General features: G+C 74.3%; 16 protein-coding genes. 5 read left to right on the top strand and 11 right to left on the bottom strand.

The window, feature by feature from the left end; genetic code table 11:
- Nucleotides 1–12 precede the first annotated feature (12 nt).
- The 3 genes from gabT (at nucleotide 13) to ACWD4U_RS27500 (ending at nucleotide 3,693) form a co-directional block, all read left to right on the top strand.
- Nucleotides 13–1,356 carry a 4-aminobutyrate--2-oxoglutarate transaminase gene (gene gabT / locus ACWD4U_RS27510; protein WP_363458168.1) on the top strand — a complete coding sequence of 448 codons (1,344 nt, stop codon included), beginning with the start codon at nucleotides 13–15 and terminating at the stop codon, nucleotides 1,354–1,356.
- Between the two features lie 500 nt (nucleotides 1,357–1,856).
- Nucleotides 1,857–2,495 (top strand): phosphatase PAP2 family protein, encoded by a 639-nt coding sequence (locus ACWD4U_RS27505; RefSeq protein ID WP_363458165.1) that lies wholly within the window; start codon nucleotides 1,857–1,859, stop codon nucleotides 2,493–2,495.
- Between the two features lie 115 nt (nucleotides 2,496–2,610).
- Nucleotides 2,611–3,693, top strand: coding sequence for a glycoside hydrolase family 18 protein (locus ACWD4U_RS27500; protein ID WP_363458163.1), 1,083 nt, complete (start codon nucleotides 2,611–2,613; stop codon nucleotides 3,691–3,693).
- A gap of 27 nt (nucleotides 3,694–3,720) precedes the next feature.
- Here the strand turns inward: ACWD4U_RS27500 and ACWD4U_RS27495 are convergent, their stop codons facing one another.
- A complete protein-coding gene (locus tag ACWD4U_RS27495) occupies nucleotides 3,721–4,053 on the bottom strand; it encodes a DUF2218 domain-containing protein (protein WP_363458160.1) in 333 nt (110 codons plus the stop codon).
- Between the two features lie 119 nt (nucleotides 4,054–4,172).
- On the opposite strand from ACWD4U_RS27495, the gene ACWD4U_RS27490 reads away from it, so the two are divergent.
- Nucleotides 4,173–4,646, top strand: coding sequence for a MarR family winged helix-turn-helix transcriptional regulator (locus ACWD4U_RS27490; protein ID WP_363458157.1), 474 nt, complete (start codon nucleotides 4,173–4,175; stop codon nucleotides 4,644–4,646).
- Here the strand turns inward: ACWD4U_RS27490 and ACWD4U_RS27485 are convergent.
- A complete protein-coding gene (locus tag ACWD4U_RS27485; protein WP_363458275.1) occupies nucleotides 4,564–5,493 on the bottom strand; it encodes an EamA family transporter in 930 nt (309 codons plus the stop codon). The two genes, ACWD4U_RS27490 and ACWD4U_RS27485, sit on opposite strands and share 83 nt — an antisense overlap.
- 91 nt (nucleotides 5,494–5,584) lie before the next feature.
- Here ACWD4U_RS27485 and ACWD4U_RS27480 point away from each other — a divergent pair, with 91 nt between their 5' ends.
- Entirely contained in the window at nucleotides 5,585–6,496 is a 912-nt protein-coding gene (locus ACWD4U_RS27480) for a LysR family transcriptional regulator (RefSeq protein ID WP_363458155.1), read from the top strand.
- 2 nt (nucleotides 6,497–6,498) lie between these two features.
- On the opposite strand, the gene ACWD4U_RS27475 is transcribed toward ACWD4U_RS27480, so the two are convergent.
- The 9 genes from ACWD4U_RS27475 to ACWD4U_RS27435 form a co-directional block, all read right to left on the bottom strand.
- A complete protein-coding gene (locus tag ACWD4U_RS27475) occupies nucleotides 6,499–7,212 on the bottom strand; it encodes a ZIP family metal transporter (protein ID WP_363458272.1) in 714 nt (237 codons plus the stop codon).
- A 154-nt stretch (nucleotides 7,213–7,366) separates the two neighbouring features.
- Complete coding sequence (locus ACWD4U_RS27470) at nucleotides 7,367–7,840, bottom strand: DUF6278 family protein (protein ID WP_363458152.1); 474 nt, start codon at nucleotides 7,838–7,840, stop codon at nucleotides 7,367–7,369.
- A gap of 76 nt (nucleotides 7,841–7,916) precedes the next feature.
- Nucleotides 7,917–9,542, bottom strand: a complete 1,626-nt coding sequence (locus tag ACWD4U_RS27465) for a restriction endonuclease (protein ID WP_363458150.1) — start codon at nucleotides 9,540–9,542, stop codon at nucleotides 7,917–7,919.
- A 174-nt stretch (nucleotides 9,543–9,716) separates the two neighbouring features.
- The gene (locus ACWD4U_RS27460) at nucleotides 9,717–11,222 is read right to left on the bottom strand and encodes a hypothetical protein (protein ID WP_363458147.1); all 1,506 of its coding nucleotides are present in this window, start codon (nucleotides 11,220–11,222) and stop codon (nucleotides 9,717–9,719) included.
- Nucleotides 11,223–11,421: 199 nt separating this feature from the next.
- Nucleotides 11,422–12,069 (bottom strand): YigZ family protein, encoded by a 648-nt coding sequence (locus ACWD4U_RS27455; RefSeq protein WP_363458144.1) that lies wholly within the window; start codon nucleotides 12,067–12,069, stop codon nucleotides 11,422–11,424.
- Between the two features lie 99 nt (nucleotides 12,070–12,168).
- Complete coding sequence (locus tag ACWD4U_RS27450) at nucleotides 12,169–13,443, bottom strand: DUF6986 family protein (protein ID WP_363458141.1); 1,275 nt, start codon at nucleotides 13,441–13,443, stop codon at nucleotides 12,169–12,171.
- A 144-nt stretch (nucleotides 13,444–13,587) separates the two neighbouring features.
- On the bottom strand, nucleotides 13,588–15,324 hold the full coding sequence (locus tag ACWD4U_RS27445; RefSeq protein ID WP_363458138.1) for a DUF2637 domain-containing protein: 1,737 nt from the start codon (nucleotides 15,322–15,324) through the stop codon (nucleotides 13,588–13,590).
- A gap of 240 nt (nucleotides 15,325–15,564) precedes the next feature.
- Nucleotides 15,565–16,233 carry a response regulator transcription factor gene (locus ACWD4U_RS27440; RefSeq protein ID WP_363458135.1) on the bottom strand — a complete coding sequence of 223 codons (669 nt, stop codon included), beginning with the start codon at nucleotides 16,231–16,233 and terminating at the stop codon, nucleotides 15,565–15,567.
- Nucleotides 16,185–17,588: a sensor histidine kinase gene (locus tag ACWD4U_RS27435; protein ID WP_363458132.1), complete on the bottom strand. Its 1,404-nt coding sequence runs from the start codon at nucleotides 17,586–17,588 to the stop codon at nucleotides 16,185–16,187. Before ACWD4U_RS27435 ends, ACWD4U_RS27440 begins: the two co-directional genes overlap by 49 nt.
- Nucleotides 17,589–17,853: the final 265 nt, after the last annotated feature.

The following is a 17,853-nucleotide window of genomic DNA, read 5'->3' as shown; positions in this document are numbered from 1 at the left end:
TGGAGAAGACAGATGAGCGCTGCAACGCCGCTCCCGCAGGAGCGCCGCCTGGTCACCGCGATCCCCGGCCCGAAGTCGCAGGAGCTGCAGTCGCGCAAGCTCGGCGCGGTGGCCGCGGGTGTGGGCACCACGCTGCCGGTGTACGTGTCGCGTGCGGGTGGCGGCGTGCTGGAGGACGTGGACGGCAACAGCCTGATCGACTTCGGTTCGGGCATCGCCGTGACCAACGTGGGCAACAGTGCCGAGGCCGTGGTGGCGAAGGCGTCGGCGCAGCTGGCCGCGTTCACGCACACGTGTTTCATGGTGACCCCGTACGAGGGGTACGTGGCGGTCGCGGAGCAGCTGAACGAGCTGACCCCGGGTGACCACGACAAGCGCACCGCGCTGTTCAACTCGGGCGCCGAGGCGGTGGAGAACGCGGTGAAGATCGCGCGTGCGTACACCAAGCGCACCGCGGTGGTGGTGTTCGACCACGGGTACCACGGCCGGACCAACCTGACCATGGGTCTGACCGCGAAGAACATGCCGTACAAGCAGGGCTTCGGGCCGTTCGCGCCGGAGATCTACCGCGTGCCGGTGGCGTACCCGTACCGCTGGCTGACCGGTGCGGAGAACTGTGCGGCCGAGGCCGCCGCGCAGGCGATCGACATGATCAACAAGCAGATCGGCGCGGAGAACGTCGCGGCGATCATCATCGAGCCGATCCAGGGCGAGGGCGGCTTCATCGAGCCGGCCAAGGGCTTCCTGCCGGCCATCGTGGAGTACGCGAAGGCGCACGGGATCGTCTTCGTGGCGGACGAGATCCAGACCGGCTTCTGCCGGACCGGCCAGTGGTTCGCGTGTGACGACGAGGGCGTCGTCCCGGACCTGATCACCACCGCCAAGGGCATCGCCGGCGGTCTGCCGCTGGCCGCGGTGACCGGTCGCGCCGAGATCATGGACGCCGCGCACGCGGGTGGCCTGGGCGGCACCTACGGCGGCAACCCGGTGGCCTGCGCGGCCGCGCTGGGCTCGATCGAGACCATGAAGGAGCTGGACCTCAACGCCAAGGCGCAGCGGATCGGCGAGGTCATGCTGGGCCGGCTGCGGTCGCTGCAGGAGAAGTACGAGGTGATCGGCGAGGTCCGCGGGCGCGGCGCGATGATCGCCGTCGAGCTGGTGAAGGCGGGCGGCAAGGAGCCGAACCCGGAGGTGACCGCGGCGATCGCCAAGGCGTGCCACGCCGAGGGCCTGGTGGTGCTCACCGCCGGCACCTACGGCAACGTGCTGCGTTTCCTGCCGCCGCTGGTGATGCCGGAGCACCTGCTGAACGAGGGCCTGGACATCCTGGAGTCCGCCTTCGCCGCCGCCGTCTGATCCGGCGCTCCGACCTGCGGTACCGGGGCCGGACGGGTTCGCCCGTCCGGCCCTTCGCCGTCCCCGCCGCCGACTCCACGCCGCGTCGCCCTCGGCCCTTCGCCCCCGCCACGCCGGCTCGCCGCCCACCCGTCTCCGGCCCTCCCCTGTCCCCTCTCCGATCCTTCCCTGTCCCCTCTCCGCCCCCTCCCGCCCCTCCCGCACCGGCCCCGTTACGCGTGTGCGACCCGGCGGTGGAGGTTGCCAGGCCGGTGGTGAAGATGCTGTGCACGATGGCCGGTCGCGCCGTGACGGCGCCGGTCTTTGACGTACTGTCATGGCAGATGGACAGCGCACCGCACCCATTGCCCGACACTTCGTCCGCCCCCGCGGCGGACGTACCCGACCGATCGACCGACCGTCCCGCCCATACCCCCCGGGCCGCACGGCGCGGCGATCGCCTTGGCCGCCCCGGAGCTCTCCCCCCTGCTCCGGGGCGGCCGGTTTTTGCTGTCCTGCCCATGACACTGATGCTGGCGCTGGTCCTGGCGGTGATCTCCTGGCAGGTCGCGGTGGACGGGCCGCTGCTCGGGGTGGACACCGCGGTGCGCGACGACGTCCGGGAGGTCCGCCGGGCGCTGCACAGCACGCTGCTGAACCACCTGGGCAAGTCGCTCTCCGATCTGGGCGGCGGGCAGGTGGCCGTCCCGGCGCTGCTGGCCGCCGCGGTCGCGGCGGCGTGGCTGGCCCGGCAGGGCGGCCGTCCGCGCTGGTGGGTGCCGGTGCCGGTGGCGTGCGTGGCGGCGGTGCTGATCCCTTTGCTGGTGGTGCCGGCCAAGACGTGGTTCGCCCGGCCGGGCCCGTTCGGGGTGCCGCTGGCCGCGGACCAGTGGGGCTGGTACCCGTCCGGGCACACGGCGACCTCGTCGATCGCGTACGGCACCGCGGCGCTGCTGCTGGCCCGGGTGCTGCCCGCGGAGCCGGCCCGCCGGCTGGGGTGGGCGACCGCGCTGCTGTGCTTCGGCGTCGGTACCGGGCTGGTGTGGAGCGACTACCACTGGCTGCTGGACGTGGTGGCCAGCTGGTGCCTGGCCGGCCTGCTGCTGCTCGCCCTGGACCGGCTGCTGCCGCGCCTGATGCCCGGCCCGCCGGTGGACTGACGGTCCGTCACCCGCCGGATCGGTCCAGACCATTGACGGCTCCGGCCGCCGCGCGCACCCTGTTGCCCACTTCATCAGCACGCGGCGCCGGGAGGCGGATGTGCGTTCCCCTGTGATGTCCAGAACGAGGTTGTCGGCGGCGGCCGGGCTGCTGGCCCTGGCGGCGGTGGCGGCGCCCGCGCCGAGCGCGGCGGCGGCCACCCCGCTCCAGGTGTACGGCGCCTGGCACTGCAGCAACGACGCCTGCACCTGGGCGACGGCACGGAACATGACCGACTTCGACGCCGCCAACCACTGGCTGGTCGACCGCGGCGACGGCCGCCCGTCGGTCAACCTGGTGGTGCTGAGCTTCGTCAACCCGCTGCGGCTGCTGAACGGCACCACCGACGCGGGGAACGCCGCCGGGGTGCCGATCGGAATGAACCAGCAGGTGGTGAACTACTTCACCGCGCACGGCGTCCGGGTGATGCTCTCGATCGGCGGCATCACCTACACCGGCGACTGGGACACCGCGCTCGCCCAGAACCCGGCCCTGCTCGGGCAGAAGGCCGCGGCGCTGGCCACCCAGCTCGGCGTGGGCATCGAGATCGACTACGAGAACAGCGCCGGCCCGAACCTGACCGGCCTGCAGTCCTTCGTGGACGCCTACCGGGCCGCCCACCCGTACGACGGCAGCGGCGCGGACCCGACCGCGCGGCTCACCATCGACGTCGCGGCCGGCGACCGCTGGCTGATCGGCCTCGACCAGTACGCCACCGCGCACTGGCTGACCACGTCGAACCCGGTGCTGGACTACGCCAACGCGATGGTGCCGAGCAAGCAGCCCTCGACCGCCACCGCGGAGTCGAACTGGCAGGAGCACCTGGACGGCAAGCCGAACTACAACCCGGCGATCCCGCCGCTGGCGCCCGCCAAGTTCACCGGCAGCCTGTACATCGCCGAGGGCTCCCAGGTCCGGCCGGAGTGCACCAGCTATGCGAACTCGGTACAGAAGGCCGCCTCGGGCTGGGTGGGCAGCGCCGCCCCGAACGGTGCGGGCACCAGCGCGGGCCTGCTCGGCTTCATGTTCTGGGCGGCCGAGAAGCCCTCCACCCGGGGCGTCACCACCGCGCCGCCGAACAGCTGCGAGGGCGGGGTGGGCGCGGGCGCGACCGCGCTCGGCGTCCCGGTGCCGATGCCGCCGCTGCGGCAGAGCTGAGCGGCGCGCCGGGCCGCTGACGGGGCGTCACTCCCCGTCGGCGGCCCCGCGCTGCACGGTGCCGGGCTCGCCGCTCTCGCGCTGCCACTCGACCAGCAGTTCGTCGCGGGTACCGAAGCGGACCAGGTGGCGGCCGACCACGTCCTCCAGGCCGGGCAGGGCCTCCTCGGCGCCCTCGACGGCGAGCAGCAGCGCGCCCTCCTCGGCGGTGAGTTCGGCCTGTCCGGCACCGAAGACGAGGCTGCCGCGGCCGTCCTCCTCGGACCACTCGGCGGGGACCTTGCGGCCCATGTGGGCGGCGAGCTGCTTGGCGTAGCGGGCGGGGCGGTCGGTGACGACGCGGGCGGTGGAGCGGGCCATGGTGACTCCTCGGACACGGGCGGCTTAGGTTGCCCTAAGCTACCCGATTGCTGAGCCAAGCTCAACAAGTTATCCAGGCGAGACAGATCCGCCTCCCCACCAGCCACTACCCTGAGCCCATGACCTCCCCTGGGCCCGCCGACACCGCCGCGGAACTCGCCGACGCGCTCACCCGGGCGATGAAGCGGATCCGCCGGCAGACGATGCAGCGGCTGGAGCCCTACGGCATCACCCCGGCCCAGGCCCGCGCCCTGCGCACCCTGGCGCACGCCCCGGGCTGCGAGAGCCGCGAGACCATGCGGCTGAGCGAGCTCGCCGACCGGCTGCGGATCGCCCCGCGCTCGGCCACCACCGTGGTGGACGCCCTGGAGGAGGCCGGGCTGGTGGCCCGCACCCCCGACCCGGTGGACCGCCGCGCGGTGCGGCTGGTGCTCACCGAGGCCGGGCACGGCGCGCTCGAGCGGATCGGCCGGGTCCGGCACGAGGTCGCCCAGGAGTACTTCGGCCCGGTCAGCGCGACCGAGCAGGAGGCGCTGCTGCGGGCACTGCGGCAGGCCGAGGCCGCCCACGAAGCAGCCGGCCCCACGCCGTAGCGGGCACCGCGCCCAGCCCGATCCCGGCGATCACCAGCACCGTCGCCCCGGCCGCCGCCGCACTGAACCGCTCGCCGAGCAGCAGCGCGGCCGAGGACATCCCGAACACCGGCACCAGCAGCGAGTACGGGGCCACCGCGGAGGCGTCGTAGCGGCGCAGCAGGTGGCTCCAGGCGACGAAGCCGAACAGCGTGGAGACCAGGCCGACGTAGAGGATCGCGCCGATCCCCGCCCAGCCGATCCCGGCCAGCGCGTCCAGGTCCGCGCGCGGGCCCTCGACCAGCAGCGACAGCCCCAGCAGCGGCAGCGGCGGCACCGCCGAGACCCAGACCATCCAGCGCAGGGCGTCCGGCGGCGCGGCCCTGCGGGTCAGCACGTTGGACAGCCCCCAGGCCACCGCCGCGCCGATCACCAGCGCGAACGCCCCGGCCGGGCCGCCCACGCCGTGGTCGACGGCGGCCAGCGCGATCCCGCCGAACGCCAGCGCCAGCCCGGCCAGCCGCAGCCGCCCCGGCCGCTCGCCGAGCAGCCCGGCGGCGAACAGCGCGGTGAACCCGGCCTGCCCCTGAAGCACCAGCGAGGACAGCCCGGCCGGCATCCCGGCGTGCATGCCGAGGAACAGCAGCCCGAACTTCACCACCCCCAGCACCACGCCGACCGCCAGCACCCAGCGCCAGGCCACCCGCGGCGGTCCGACGAAGAACACCGCGGGCAGCGCCACCACCGCGAAGCGCAGCGCGCAGAACAGCAGCGGCGGGAAGTTCTCCAAGCCGACGTGGATCAGCACGAAGTTGAGGCCCCAGACGGCGGCGACCAGCACCGCGAGGGCGATGTGACGGGGCGTCATGGCGTGGGTGGCAGGCATGGACCGAGCATCACCCACCGGGAATGTTCAGCACCAGCGACGATTCCTGAACCCGATGGTTTAGCATCACTGCATGATGGATCTCGGACGGCTGCGCGCCCTGCACGCGGTGGCCGTGCACGGCTCGGTCGGCGGCGCCGCCGCCGCGCTCGGCTTCACCCCCTCCGCCGTCTCCCAGCAGATCGCCAAACTCGAACGCGAGACCCGCACCGTCCTGCTGGAACGCCAGGGCCGCGGCATCCAGCTCACCGACGCCGCCCGCCGGCTCGCCGACACCGCGCAGCGCGTCCTGGCCCTGGTCGAGCAGGCCGAGGTGACCCTGGAGGAGCAGCGCGGCCAGGCCGCCGGCCGCCTGCTGGTCGCCGCCTTCGCCACCGCCGCCCGCGGCCTGCTCCCCGGCGTCCTCGCCGAACTGCAGTCCTCCTGCCCCGAGTTGGACGTCCGCCTGTTGGAGAGCGACCCCTACCCGGCGGCCGAGCTGGTGGCCCGCGGCGAGGTCGACCTGGCGGTGGTGCAGGACTGGGCGACCGTCCCGCTGCCGGTGCAGGACGGCCTGGCCCGGCTCGACCTCGGCACCGACCCGGTCGACCTGCTGCTGCCCGCCGACCACCCTCTCGCCGCGCTCGACCGCGTCCCGGTCGCCGACCTGCTCGGCCGGCGCTGGATCAGCGTCCCGCCCGGCAACATCTGCCACGACTGGCTGCTGCGCACCATGCGGGAGGCCGGCGAGGAACCGGACGTGGTCTACCAGGTCGGCGAGTTCCAGACCCAGATCGCCCTGATCGAAGCCGGCCTCGGCCTGGGCCTGATCCCCCGCCTCGGCCGCGGCCCCCTGCCGCCCGGCGTCGCCGCCCGCCCCGTCGTGCCCGAACCCACCCGCCGCGTCTACGCCCTCTGGCGCGCCCAGACCTCCCGCCGCCCCGCCGTCGCCCGGGCGCTGGCCGCCCTCCGCACCCACTGGGACGCGCTGCCGACCGGTGCCTGACGCTACGTCAGGCCCACGACCAGCCACATGAAGGCGACCCCGAGCAGCGTGCACAGCAGCGTGGTGCGCGAGGGGTGCGGGCTGTGCGCCTCCGGGAGGATGTCCGAGGTGGCCAGGTACATCAGGAACCCGGCGAAGAACCCCAGGTAGAGGCCGAGCAACCGCTCGGGGATGGTGAACAGCAGCGTGATCGCGGCACCGGTGACCGGCGCGACGGCGTCCGCGAAGAGCAGCGCGACGGCCCGCCGGCGGTTGTTCCCGTAGAGGCGGGTCAGCGTGTACGTGTTGAACCCGTCGGCGAAGTCGTGCGCGACCACCGCGATGGCCACCACCGTGCCCACCGTGGTGCCGGCCTGGAACGCGGCGCCGATCGCGAAGCCGTCCATCATGCTGTGCAGCACCAGCGCGGAGGCGGCGGCCAGGCCCACGCCCTGCTCGCGGTGGCGGTGCTGGTGGCCGTGGCTGTGCTCGGCGTACTCCCCCTCGTGGCCGCGGTGGATGGCGACCGCCCGCTCCACCACGTGGATGGCGAGGAACCCGGCGGCGAACATCAGCAGGGCGTCCGGCACGCCGTGCAGTTCCTCGCCGGCCAGCCGGATCGCCTCGGGCAGCAGGTCGAAGGCGACCACGCCGAGCATCAGTCCGGCGGCGAGGCCGAGCACCAGGTGACGGCGGTCCCCCGTGCGGTGGGCGACGAAGCCGCCGATCAGGGTCATCAGGAAGGCGCCCGCGGCGACCAGCACGGCGGTCAGTTCGGCCTCCCCCGGCTCGGTTCCTGCGGCCGGACGACTGCCCGGACCCTGCTCACCACCCTGCGGGCGGCGCCGCGGGGCCGCTCCCCGGACGGACCGTCAGGGTGAGCGCGGCGGTTCAGCCGTCGCCGGCCGCCAGGTAGACCGCGGACAGCTGCGGGGAGCCCTGCTCGGCCCAGCTGTGGCCGAGTTCGGTGACGTCCAGCTCGAAGCCGGTCGGCAGCACCAGCAGCGGACGGCCGTCCCCGGCGAGCCGCCAGACGGTGCCGGGGAGCTGACGGTGGATCACCGTGCCCAGGTAGAAGCCGGCGTCGGTGCCCAGCCACTGCGAGACCTGCGGGTCGTCACGCCAGCGCGGCAGCAGCTGGTCGAGCGCGGTCAGCGACTCCACCGAGTCGTCCAGCCGCACCCCCTCGGCCTCGGCGAGCTCGCGCAGCAGCCCGTACTCGGCGTACATCACGGCCATCGCCCCCTCCATGGCCTGCTCCGGCGACTCCTCCGCGGGCTCGTCGGCGGACGTCCCGGCCGGCTCCGCGGCGGGTTGCCCGGCGGCTTCCCCGGCCGCCCCGGGCCGGTCCGGACGGTGGCTCATGAATCCGTTTCCCACCCCGCCAGCCTGTCACCCCGAAGGGCCCACTGCCCGGCGAACCGCGGGAGACGTCCCGCGCTCACGGCGACACCGACAGCGACAGGTGGGTGTGGGCGAGTTCCTGGATGCCGCGGCCGTCGATCAGGTGGATCCGCTGGTAGCGCTCCTCGGCGGCCAGGTCGATCGCCTCGTCGGCGAAGAGTCCGCAGGTCATCCGCAGTCCGCGGTCGGCGCTCTCCTCGCGGACGGCGTCGGCGAGGGTGGCGATCTCCTCGGCCGCGACCGGCGCCGGGCCCCGCGAGGCCCACACCACCCAGCGGCCGGGCAGCCCGCTGCCGGGCTCGCCCTCGGCGGTGGCCACCAGCCCGGCCGGGCCGCGCAGCCGCACGCTCCAGTCCTCCAGGCCGCCGGCGGTGAGCAGGGTGCGCACCAGCTGGGCGAACTCGTTCGGCGACAGCTCGCCGAGCGCGGGCACCGCGGCCTGCGCAGTGCCCCACGGCACCACCGCCTCCCCCGCGAACGGGTCGGGGGTGACCACGGCGGCCAGCGCCCGCAGGCGCAGCACCGCCTCGTCGTGCTCGGCGTCCGCGTAGACGCCGTCGCCGCCCAGGTACCCGGCGTCCGGTTCGAGCCGGGTCCGGGCCAGCGCGTCGCGGTCGGCGTCGACGCTGAGCAGGCACTGCGGGGCCTGGCCGGGGCGGCGCAGCCAGCCGTTGAGCACCACGCCGGCGAGCACCTCCTCGGTGTCCACCGCGTCGGCGGCCTGCAGGGCACGCAGGGCGAGGCGGGCGGCGAGCCGCAGGTAGTCGGAGTGCAGGTCGGCGGCGGGCCGCGGCACCGGGGCGACCTGGCCGTCGTCGGCGAGCCGGTAGCCGCTCAGCGCGGGGACGGTGTCCAGCGGCGGCAGGTCCAGGTCGAGGACGGCGGTCCGGGTCAGCGGGCGGAAGACCGCCCGGCACGGGGCGGCCAAGTCCCGGGTGGCGCCTTCCGATGCGGCCAGCGCCCGTTCCAGCAGCGACTCGACGGCGGCGGGCTCGGCCAGCCGGTAGGCCCGGCGGCACTCCTCCAGGCTCTCGTTGTACTCCCGCACCGCGCGGGCCCGGCCCTGCTCGGCCTCCTCGTGGGCCCGCCGGGCGGCGATCACCCCGCTGTCGGCGAGTTCGGCCTGCCGGGTGCGCCACTCGCGCAGCGCCCGCTGGTGGCGCAGCCGGGCCTGGGCCAGTTCGCGCTGGTAGCCGGAGTCCAGCAGGCGGCGGGAGGGCGGCTGCTCGGGGTCCGCGTCGGGGGGCTCCGGCGGGGCGAAGTCCGCCCAGGCGGGCTCGGGTTCGGCGGCGGCGACCGCGTCCGGGAACGGCTTCGGCTCGTAACTGCGCAGCTGGCTCTCGAAGTCCATCGCGGAGACCGGCAGCGCGGCGCGGCGCAGCAGGTCGGCGAGGCGTTCGTGGTCGGCGCGGACGGCGAGCGTGCGGTGGTGGGTGAGCGCGGCGGCGCGGGCCTGCGCGGCCACCGGGTCCTGGTCGTCCTCGGCCGGACCGGGCTGCGACGGCACCACCGGCGGCGGGGAGTCGGCGGCGCCGGTCGGCGGGGGCGGCTGCTCGGCGGACTCGCCGTCCTCCACGCCGAGGTCGCGGAAGACCGAGGCGAGGAATCCGGGCTGGAGCAGCGCGGCGCCGCCCTCGGAGCGGCCATCGGCTGGATGCTGCATCGGCGGTCGTTCCCCCTGCTCGGCCCGTCCCACGCGGTCGGCTCACCCGACCCGATGACAGCATTGTCCCCCGTCCGGCCTCCCGGGTCAGCCAACCGCCTGGTTTGGCCGGAGCTTGACGCCGAATCAGCCGCCGGTGCGGGCCGACGGTCCGTCGGCCCGCACCGGCTCCGGCTAGTTGGTCCTGGTGTTGCTCAGGTGCAGCCCGATGTAGCCGACGTAGATCCGGCCGCTGCCCGAGCAGTCGTCCAGGTAGTGCACCCGGGGTGCGGTGCCGCCGCCGCCGATCCGCAGGTGGGCGCCCATGAAGGCGCGGCAGGAGGAGTCCACGCTGGCGGGGACGGGGAGCATCCGCTGGCGCTTCCACTTGCCGTGGCTGGCGACGGTGCGGGACTCGCCGCGGACCGCCTTGCGCGGCGGGAAGCGGTGGCAGCCCGGCGGGGTGCGTTCGCACCACTGCTTGAAGTCGCCGCCGGCCTCGCCGCGGACCGCCGCCGCCGCGTACTCCTGCAGCGCCGTCAGCCCCTCCCAGGTCAGCCGGGCCCAGCCGGGGCCCTCGCTCTGGCCGTCCAGCGCCAGTGCCTCCTTGGCGTCGCCGGTGAACTCCAGCAGCGGGAACTCGGTGAACCGGTCGACCAGTTCGCCGAAGCTCAGCGGGTCCGTGCCGCACCGCGCCCGGCGCACCGGCCGGGGCGGTTCCGCCCGCAGCCGGCACCGGTCGACGACCACCTGCGGCGCGCGGACCGCGGCAGCCCGGGGTTCGGGCTGCCGGGCCTCCGGCGGGAGGTGCAGGGCGGGGACGGCGTCCAGCGGGGCGGGCAGCGGCAGTTCGGCGGCCAGTCGGCGCGGTTCACGGGCCAGCAGCGCGGCGGCCCGCCGCGGATCGTCGTCGATCCGTTGGCGCGGCAGCACCGGGTGGCGGGCCGCGTCGGGGCGGGACGCCGGGTCGACCTCCGGCAGGAAGGTCCGCACCGCACCGCCGTAGACCTTGTGGAACTCCAGTGCCAGGTTGAACCGCGGCAGCGCGGCGTGTCCGAGCACGTACAGCGAGGCCAGGCCGGGGAGTTGGCGCAGCAGTGGCTGGAGCACCGTGGCCAGCCAGCGGTCGACCGGCACCGCGGGCGGCACGCTGGCCACCACGGTGGGCAGCTGCCGTTCGGGGTCGCAGAGTTCGTCGATCAGGCCGTCCAGGTCGGCCGGTCCGAGCACCCGTGGCGCCAGGGCCAGCGGGACCGGGCCCTCGACGGCGTCCAGCAGTGGCAGCAGGGTGCGGGCCAGCTCGGGGACGGGCACCCGGCCCTGGGCGCGTCCGGCGGCCGTCCCGGACGGCAGGTGCTCGGCCTCCAGGCGCAGCCGGGTGGGGCCGTCGGCGGTGTCCGCGGCCAGGGTCAGGGTCAGCTGGTGGGTGCCGAGGGCGGCGGGTGTGCGCAGTCTGCGGCGGCTGTAGCGGGACTCGGGTCCGTGGCCGGGCAGCGGGCCGCCGTCGCGGTCCAGCAGCACCCGGTCGCCGAGCCGCAGTCGCTCGGCCGGCGCGTCCGGCGGGCCGGGCGGTGGCTCCTCGTGGCCTTCCGCCTTCAGCCAGGCGGCCAGCAGTTGGTCGGTCAGGGCGAGCGTGTCGTGGTGCGGGCGTGGTGTCGCGGCCGTCAGCCGATAGGGCGGCTGGGCATGGTCGGTGGGCATACGCGGAACCTCCCGTGGAGCGTGCTGGGGTCTGGGAGCCCTCCTTCCGGCGTCGTGCCGAATCGTCGTGCCTGTACCAGTGGAGACGAAGCAGCCCGGAGTGGAAGTTCCTACTCCGGGCCTGCTTCCTTCGTTCGGGTGTCATCCGGCGGCAACGCGGCTGCCGAACGACCTCCCCTGCTATCCCCTTGACGCGGCGTCAGACCTCGACCTCGACGTACGTGCGCCCGGCCGGCGCGGCGCTCGCCGAACCGCCGGTCGCCTCCGCCAGCCAGGTGTGGAACCCCGCCACCTCCGGCTCCGGGACGCCCACTTCGATCCGCACGCCGTCCGCCCCGTACGCCAGGTCGGCCACCGCGTACCCGGCCGCTCGCAGCTCGTTCTCCAGCCGGCCCGCCCGGGTGTGGTCCACCGTCACCGCGAGCAGCGTCACCGGCCGGCGCTCCAGCAGCCCGACCTCGTCCAGCGCCTCCGACACCGCGGCGCCGTACGCCCGCACCAGGCCGCCCGCGCCGAGCTTGATCCCGCCGAAGTAGCGGGTGACCACCGCGACGGTGTCGGTCACCCCGCGCCGGCGCAGCACCTCCAGCATCGGCACGCCCGCGGTGCCGCCCGGCTCGCCGTCGTCACTGGAGCGCTCGCGCGGCTGCTCCCCGCCGACCACGAAGGCGGTGCAGTTGTGCCGGGCGTCCCAGTACTGCTTGCGGATCGCCGCGATGAAGGCCTGCGCCTCGTCCTCGTCGGCGACCCGCGCCAGGTGGCAGATGAACCGGGACTTCTTGATCTCGAGCTCGTGGCTGCCGGGACCCCGGACGGTCAGGTACGGCTTCGGGCTCGGCTCCGCCATGGCGCTGGTGCTCTCCGGGGTGCTCGGGTCTCGGTCCGGCCCGCCCGCGCGGCGGTCACCGGCTCAACCCGCCCAGCCTAGCCGGTGCCGCCCGGCCGCTCAGCGTCCGGCGAGGGCGTCCAGCCGGGCCCGGTCGAGGCCGGTCAGCGCGGCGACCTCCGCGAGGTCGACGGCGCCGCAGTCCAGGCCGCGCAGCACGTAGCCGCTGAGCGCACGGGCGGTGGCGGGCTCGTCCATCACGTCGCCGCCGGCCTTGGCCACGTACGCGGCCAGCCGGGCGCAGGCCGCCTCCAGGCCCTCGCGGTAGAAGGCGTACACGGCGGCGTAGCGGGTGGGCAGGTGGGCGGGGTGCATGTCCCAGCCCTGGTAGTAGGCGCGGGCCAGCGAGCGGCGGACCAGGCCGTGGTGCAGCTTCCAGGCAGCGTGCACCTGGCTGCGCGGGCCGGTCGGGATCACGTTGGTGGAGCCGTCCGAGAGGCGTACGCCGGTGCCGGCCGCGGCGACCTGCATGACCGCCTTGGCGTGGTCGGCGGCCGGGTGGTCCATGGACTGGTAGGCGGCGCTGACCCCGCAGGCCGCGCTGTAGTCGAAGGTGCCGTAGTGCAGTCCGGTGGCCCGGCCCTCGGCGGCCTCGATCATCCGGGCGACGGTGGCCCGGCCGTCCGGGCCGAGGATCGCCTGGGTGGTCTCGATCTGGATCTCGAAGCCGATCCGGCCCGCGGGCAGCCCGGCCCGCCGTTCGAAGTCCTCCAGCAGCCGCACCAGCGCGGTGACCTGCTCGGCGTAGGTCACCTTGGGCAGGGTCAGCACCAGCCCGTCCGGCAGCCCGCCCTCGGCCAGCAGCGCGGACAGGAACAGCTCCAGGGTGCGGATGCCGCGGGCCCGGACCGCCGCCTCCATGCACTTGACCCGGATCCCGACGTACGGCGGCGCCGTGCCGTCCGCGACCGCCGCCGACACCAGCCGCGCCGCGCGCACCGCCGCGGCGTCCTCCTCGGCGTCGGGGCGCGGGCCGTAGCCGTCCTCGAAGTCGATCCGCAGGTCCTCGACCGGCTCGCGCTCCAGCTTGGCCCGCACCCGGGCGTGCACCTCGGTCAGCAGCGGACCGGACTCCACCCCGAGGGCCTGGGCCAGCAGCTCCGGCGTCCCGGCGTGCTCGTCGAACGCGGCCAGCGCCTGCCGGCCCCATTCACGGACGGTGTCCGCCGCGAACGCGTCGGCCGGCACGTACACGGTGTGCACCGGCTGCCGCGAACCCGGCTCCCCGGGGTACCGTCGGGCCAGCTCCGCGTCGACCGGCGTCAGCAACGCCTCCACCGCGGCCCGGGCGGTATCCGAGAACGAGACGGGCTCCACCTGACCAGGCTGCGACATCCGGGCTCCTCCACACAGGCCGACGCTTCAACAAATTGTTGATGCGACGGTAGTGGCGGGCCCTCGGGACCGTCAATGGCCGCCCGCCAGAGGAACTGACGGACGGCCACCGCACGATTTGTGGTTATCGCCAAGCGCGACGGGTCACTCCGCCCGGCCGGACTCCATGTACCGCTCCCCCAGCGCCGCCCAGATCCGCTCGACGTCCTTCACCGTCACCCCGCCGTCCGGGCGCGAACCCGGCACCCCGCGCTGCGACAGGTACTCCGCGAACCGGCGCTCGTCAGGCTGCCGCTGGTTCTCCTCCATGTAGCTGACCAGCGCGTCGAAGCACTCGTCCGGGTCCAGCGGCTCCGCCCCGCCCGCGAACGGCAGCCGGGCCGGCGCCTCCTCCACGTCCTCGAACGGCAGCGGCTCCGGGTCCGCGAACGAGTCCAACCGCACCGGCCGGGCACCGATCCGGATCGGCTCGCCGTCCTCCGGCATCAGCGCCTGCTCCACCGGCAGCTGACGACCCCTCGGCGCCCCGCCGGGCTGACCGTTCGGCCCCGCACCGTATCCCGGCTGCGGACGAGCCGGCCCGCGGCCGTTCGCCGCCGGCCCGGCCGCCACCCGCTCGACCGGACGGCCCTGTTGCGGGTACCGCTCCTGGTAGCCCCGCTCATCCGGGTAGCCCGCCGCCTGCGGAGCCGCGTACGCCGCCTCCTGGTCCGCATCGGCCTGCCCGCGCGGCGGCTTGAACCACGGCGACGCCTGCCCGGGCACCCGCGCCGTGTGCACCTGGTCCGGCTCCGCCACGTGCGAACGCACCGGACGCGCCGTCCACACGTTCAGGTCCCCCGCGGCGTCCACCGGCGGGGCGGCCTGCGCCGCCTCCGGGTCCTGCTGGTCCCGCCGCCGCACCGCCGCCAACTTCGCCAGCGTGGGCACCGCCACCGCCGCCGACACCGACGGCACCGCGTGCGGCTCCCCCGCCTCCGCCGCCCCGGCCGGGTGACCGGCCACCGCCTGACCCGCGGGCGCCTGACCCGCGGGCGCCTGACCGGCGACCGGGTGACCAGCGGCCTGCTGCCCAACGGCCTGGTGAGCGGCGACCTGGTGAGCGGCAGCCGGACCGGCCACCGACTGACCCGCCGTCACCTGGCCCGGCCCGGCCGGGGCGATCGCCGCACCGGCCACCGCCGCATCCGCCGCCACGAACATCGGACCGTCGATCCGGTCCAGGATGCTCGGGTCCAGCGGCACACCGTACTTCGCCAGCTTCAACGGCAGCAGCGCCTGGAACGGCGCCGACCGGCGCCAGCCCCGCCCGTACCGGAACCGCAGCTGCGCCCGGTACACCAGCCGGTTCTGCTCCAGCCGCACCGTCTCGTCGTACGAGCGCAGCTCCCACAGCTTCATCCGCCGCCACAGCCGGAAGGTCGGCACCGGCGACAGCACCCAGCGCATCAACCGCACCGACTCCATGTGCCGGTCCGCGGTGATCGCCGCGATCCGACCCACCGCGTGCCGGGAGGCCTCCACCACGACGACGAACAGCACCGGGATCACCGCGTGCATAGCCATGCCCAGCGCATCGCCCCAGGACGCCGCCGCGTTGAACGCGATCGTCGCCGCGGTCAGCAGCCACGCCGTCTGCCGCAGCAGTGGGAACGGGATCCGCAGCCAGGTCAGCACCAGGTCCAGCGACAGCAGCACCACGATGCCCGCGTCGACGCCTATCGGGAACGCGTAGGAGAAGGCGCCGAAGCCCTTCTCCATCGCCAGGTCCCGCACCGAGTTGTACGACCCGGCGAAGCCGATGCCCGAGATGATGCACGCGCCGACGGCCACCACACCCAGCAGTGCCCGGTGCGCGCGGGTAAGGGACGGACGTGCCATTCGTTGATCAACCCCTGGGACTCGGCGATTCGCCGCTGACGACCTGTGGCCGCCGAGTACACGCCCCTGCCCGGGACGCGGCCTCACATCCGGACGCGGTACCGGTACGCCGTGGACCGACTCGGCCCACCGGATACTACTCGCACGCGCGTTCTGCCCCTCCGCCAACCCTTGCCGGCACCAGACCTCCACTGGTCCATACCGGCGCGCGCACTCCTCCCGAGCGCCCCCTGGCCTCCCTCAGGCCTCCATCGGACGGTCCGTCACCCCGTTCAGGTAGGCCAGCACCGCCAGCACCCGACGGTTGCCGTCCTCGGTCGGCGACAGCTCCAACTTCCCGAAGATGTTGGCGATGTGCTTGGCCACCGCACCGTCGCTGACCGTCAGCCGGGCCGCGATCGCCGAGTTCGAACAACCCTCCGCCATCAGCCCCAGCACCTCCCGCTCCCGCGGCGACAGCCGCCGCAACGGCTCCGACCCCGCGGTGTGCTGCAACAACCGCGCGATCACGTCCGGATCCATCGCCGTACCCCCCGCCGCCACCCGCCGCACCGCGTCCACGAACTGGTCCGCGTTGAACACCCGGTCCTTCAGCAGATAACCCACCCCGCCCGAGCCATCCGCCAGCAACTCCCGCGCGTACAACTGCTGCACGTGCTGCGACAGCACCAACACCGGCAGCCCCGGAATCTCCCGCCGCGCCGCCAGCGCCGCCTGCAGGCCCTCGTCCGTCAGCGTCGGCGGCAGCCGGACGTCCACCACCGCGACGTCCGGACGCTCCGCAAGCAACGCCGCCAGCAGGTCCGGACCGGTCTCCACCGCCGCCGCGATCGTGAAGCCGTGCGCCTCCAACAGCCGGGTCAGGCCTTGGCGGAGGAGGTAGAGATCCTCGGCGAGGACAACACGCACGGCAGCTCCATCGTGATCGTGGTCGGCCCGCCCGCCGGACTGTCGAGCGAGAGCACACCGTCGAAGGTACCCAACCGCTTCTCGATGCCCCGCAGCCCGCCACCACCGTCCATCCGCGCACCACCGTGCCCGTCGTCCGTCACCATCACCCGCAGCCGGCCCGCCCGATGCAGCACGTCCACCCAGACCTGCCCGGCCCCCGCGTGCTTCGCCACGTTCGCCAGCAACTCGCTCACACCGAAGTACACCGCCGTCTCCATCGACGGCTCCGGCCGACCCGGCAGACTCACCGTCACCTCCGTCGGCACCACCCCGCTCAGCGCCAACTCCCGTACCGCGTCAGCCAACCCGCGCTCCGCCAGCACCGGCGGGTGAATCCCCCGCACCAGATCCCGCAACTCCTGCAACGCCTTCGCCGACGCCTGCCGCGCCTCCGCCAGCAACTCCCGCGCCGCCCCCTGGTCGCTCTCCAGCAGGTGCTCGATCGTCCCCAACGTCAGCCCGATCGCCACCAGCCGCGCCTGCGCGCCGTCGTGCAGATCCCGCTCGATCCGTCGCAGCTCGGCCGCCTGCGCATCCACCGCGTCCGCCCGAGTCTCCGTCAGCTGCTCCACGCGCCGGCTCAGTTGCGCCCGGCTCTCCCGCGGACCCTGCCCCAGCACTCGGCACGCCAACTCCGCGTGGATCCGCACGGCCCACGTCATCGCCAGCAGCCCGACGCCCGCGACGCCCAGTCCGATCACCGCCGAGCACAGCACGTTCACCAGTTGGCTCTGGAGGCCGAAGAAGTCCCGCGAATCCACCGCCGAGGTCAGCAGGTACCCCACCCCGCCCCACACCAGCAGCATCGGCAGCCCGACCAGCGCCAGCACCGCCGCCGGATTCACCAGCAGCCACAGCACCTCACGCCGCGTCTGCCGATCCCGCACCGCCCACTGCGCGAACTGCACCGACCGCGCCACCGAGTACCCCCGGTGGTACGAGTACCCCGTCCACCAGAACCCCCGCGCGTCCTGCTCCAACACCGCGCGCGGCGAATACTCCGCCACCAGCCGAACCCCGAACCACCGCTCCAACCGCGCCCGCGACCACCCAGCACCACGCCGCGCGAACCAGAACGCCGTCGGAACCCCCGCCAGCAGCGCCCCCGCGAACGCCAGGTACGGCATGAAGCCGAAGTCCACCACCCCGGCGACCACCACGCCCGCCGTCACCGACGCCATGAACGGCACCATCACCGCGACCCCGGCCGCCAGCCCCAACAGCACAGCCCGCCCGAACGCCGCGACCGCCGGCCGGACCCACTCACCGAGCGCAGCCCTGACAGCCCCGCCACCCCACGTCGTCGTCGCCAAGGCTCACTCCCCGAGTTCGAACGGCATCACGCACATCTGCACTGCTCTGGACGCCTACCAGTTTTCCCCTTGGCCCCGCCCGAGCACATTGGCCGTGACACCCGTCTTTGAGGTGGACCTAGCACCACCCCCGGGCGCACGTCCGTCCCCTTCCGTCCCGGAATCTGTCCGAGAACGCGAAGAAGCCCCCTGACATCCCGTCAGGGGGCTTCTTCTGAAAGATTGTTCGGCGGCGTCCTACTCTCCCACAGGGTCCCCCCTGCAG

The sequence above is a fragment of the Kitasatospora sp. NPDC002522 genome (assembly GCF_053595195.1).
Note: the sequence above shows the minus strand (reverse complement) of the source record. Positions and strands in the feature narration are given on the sequence as shown.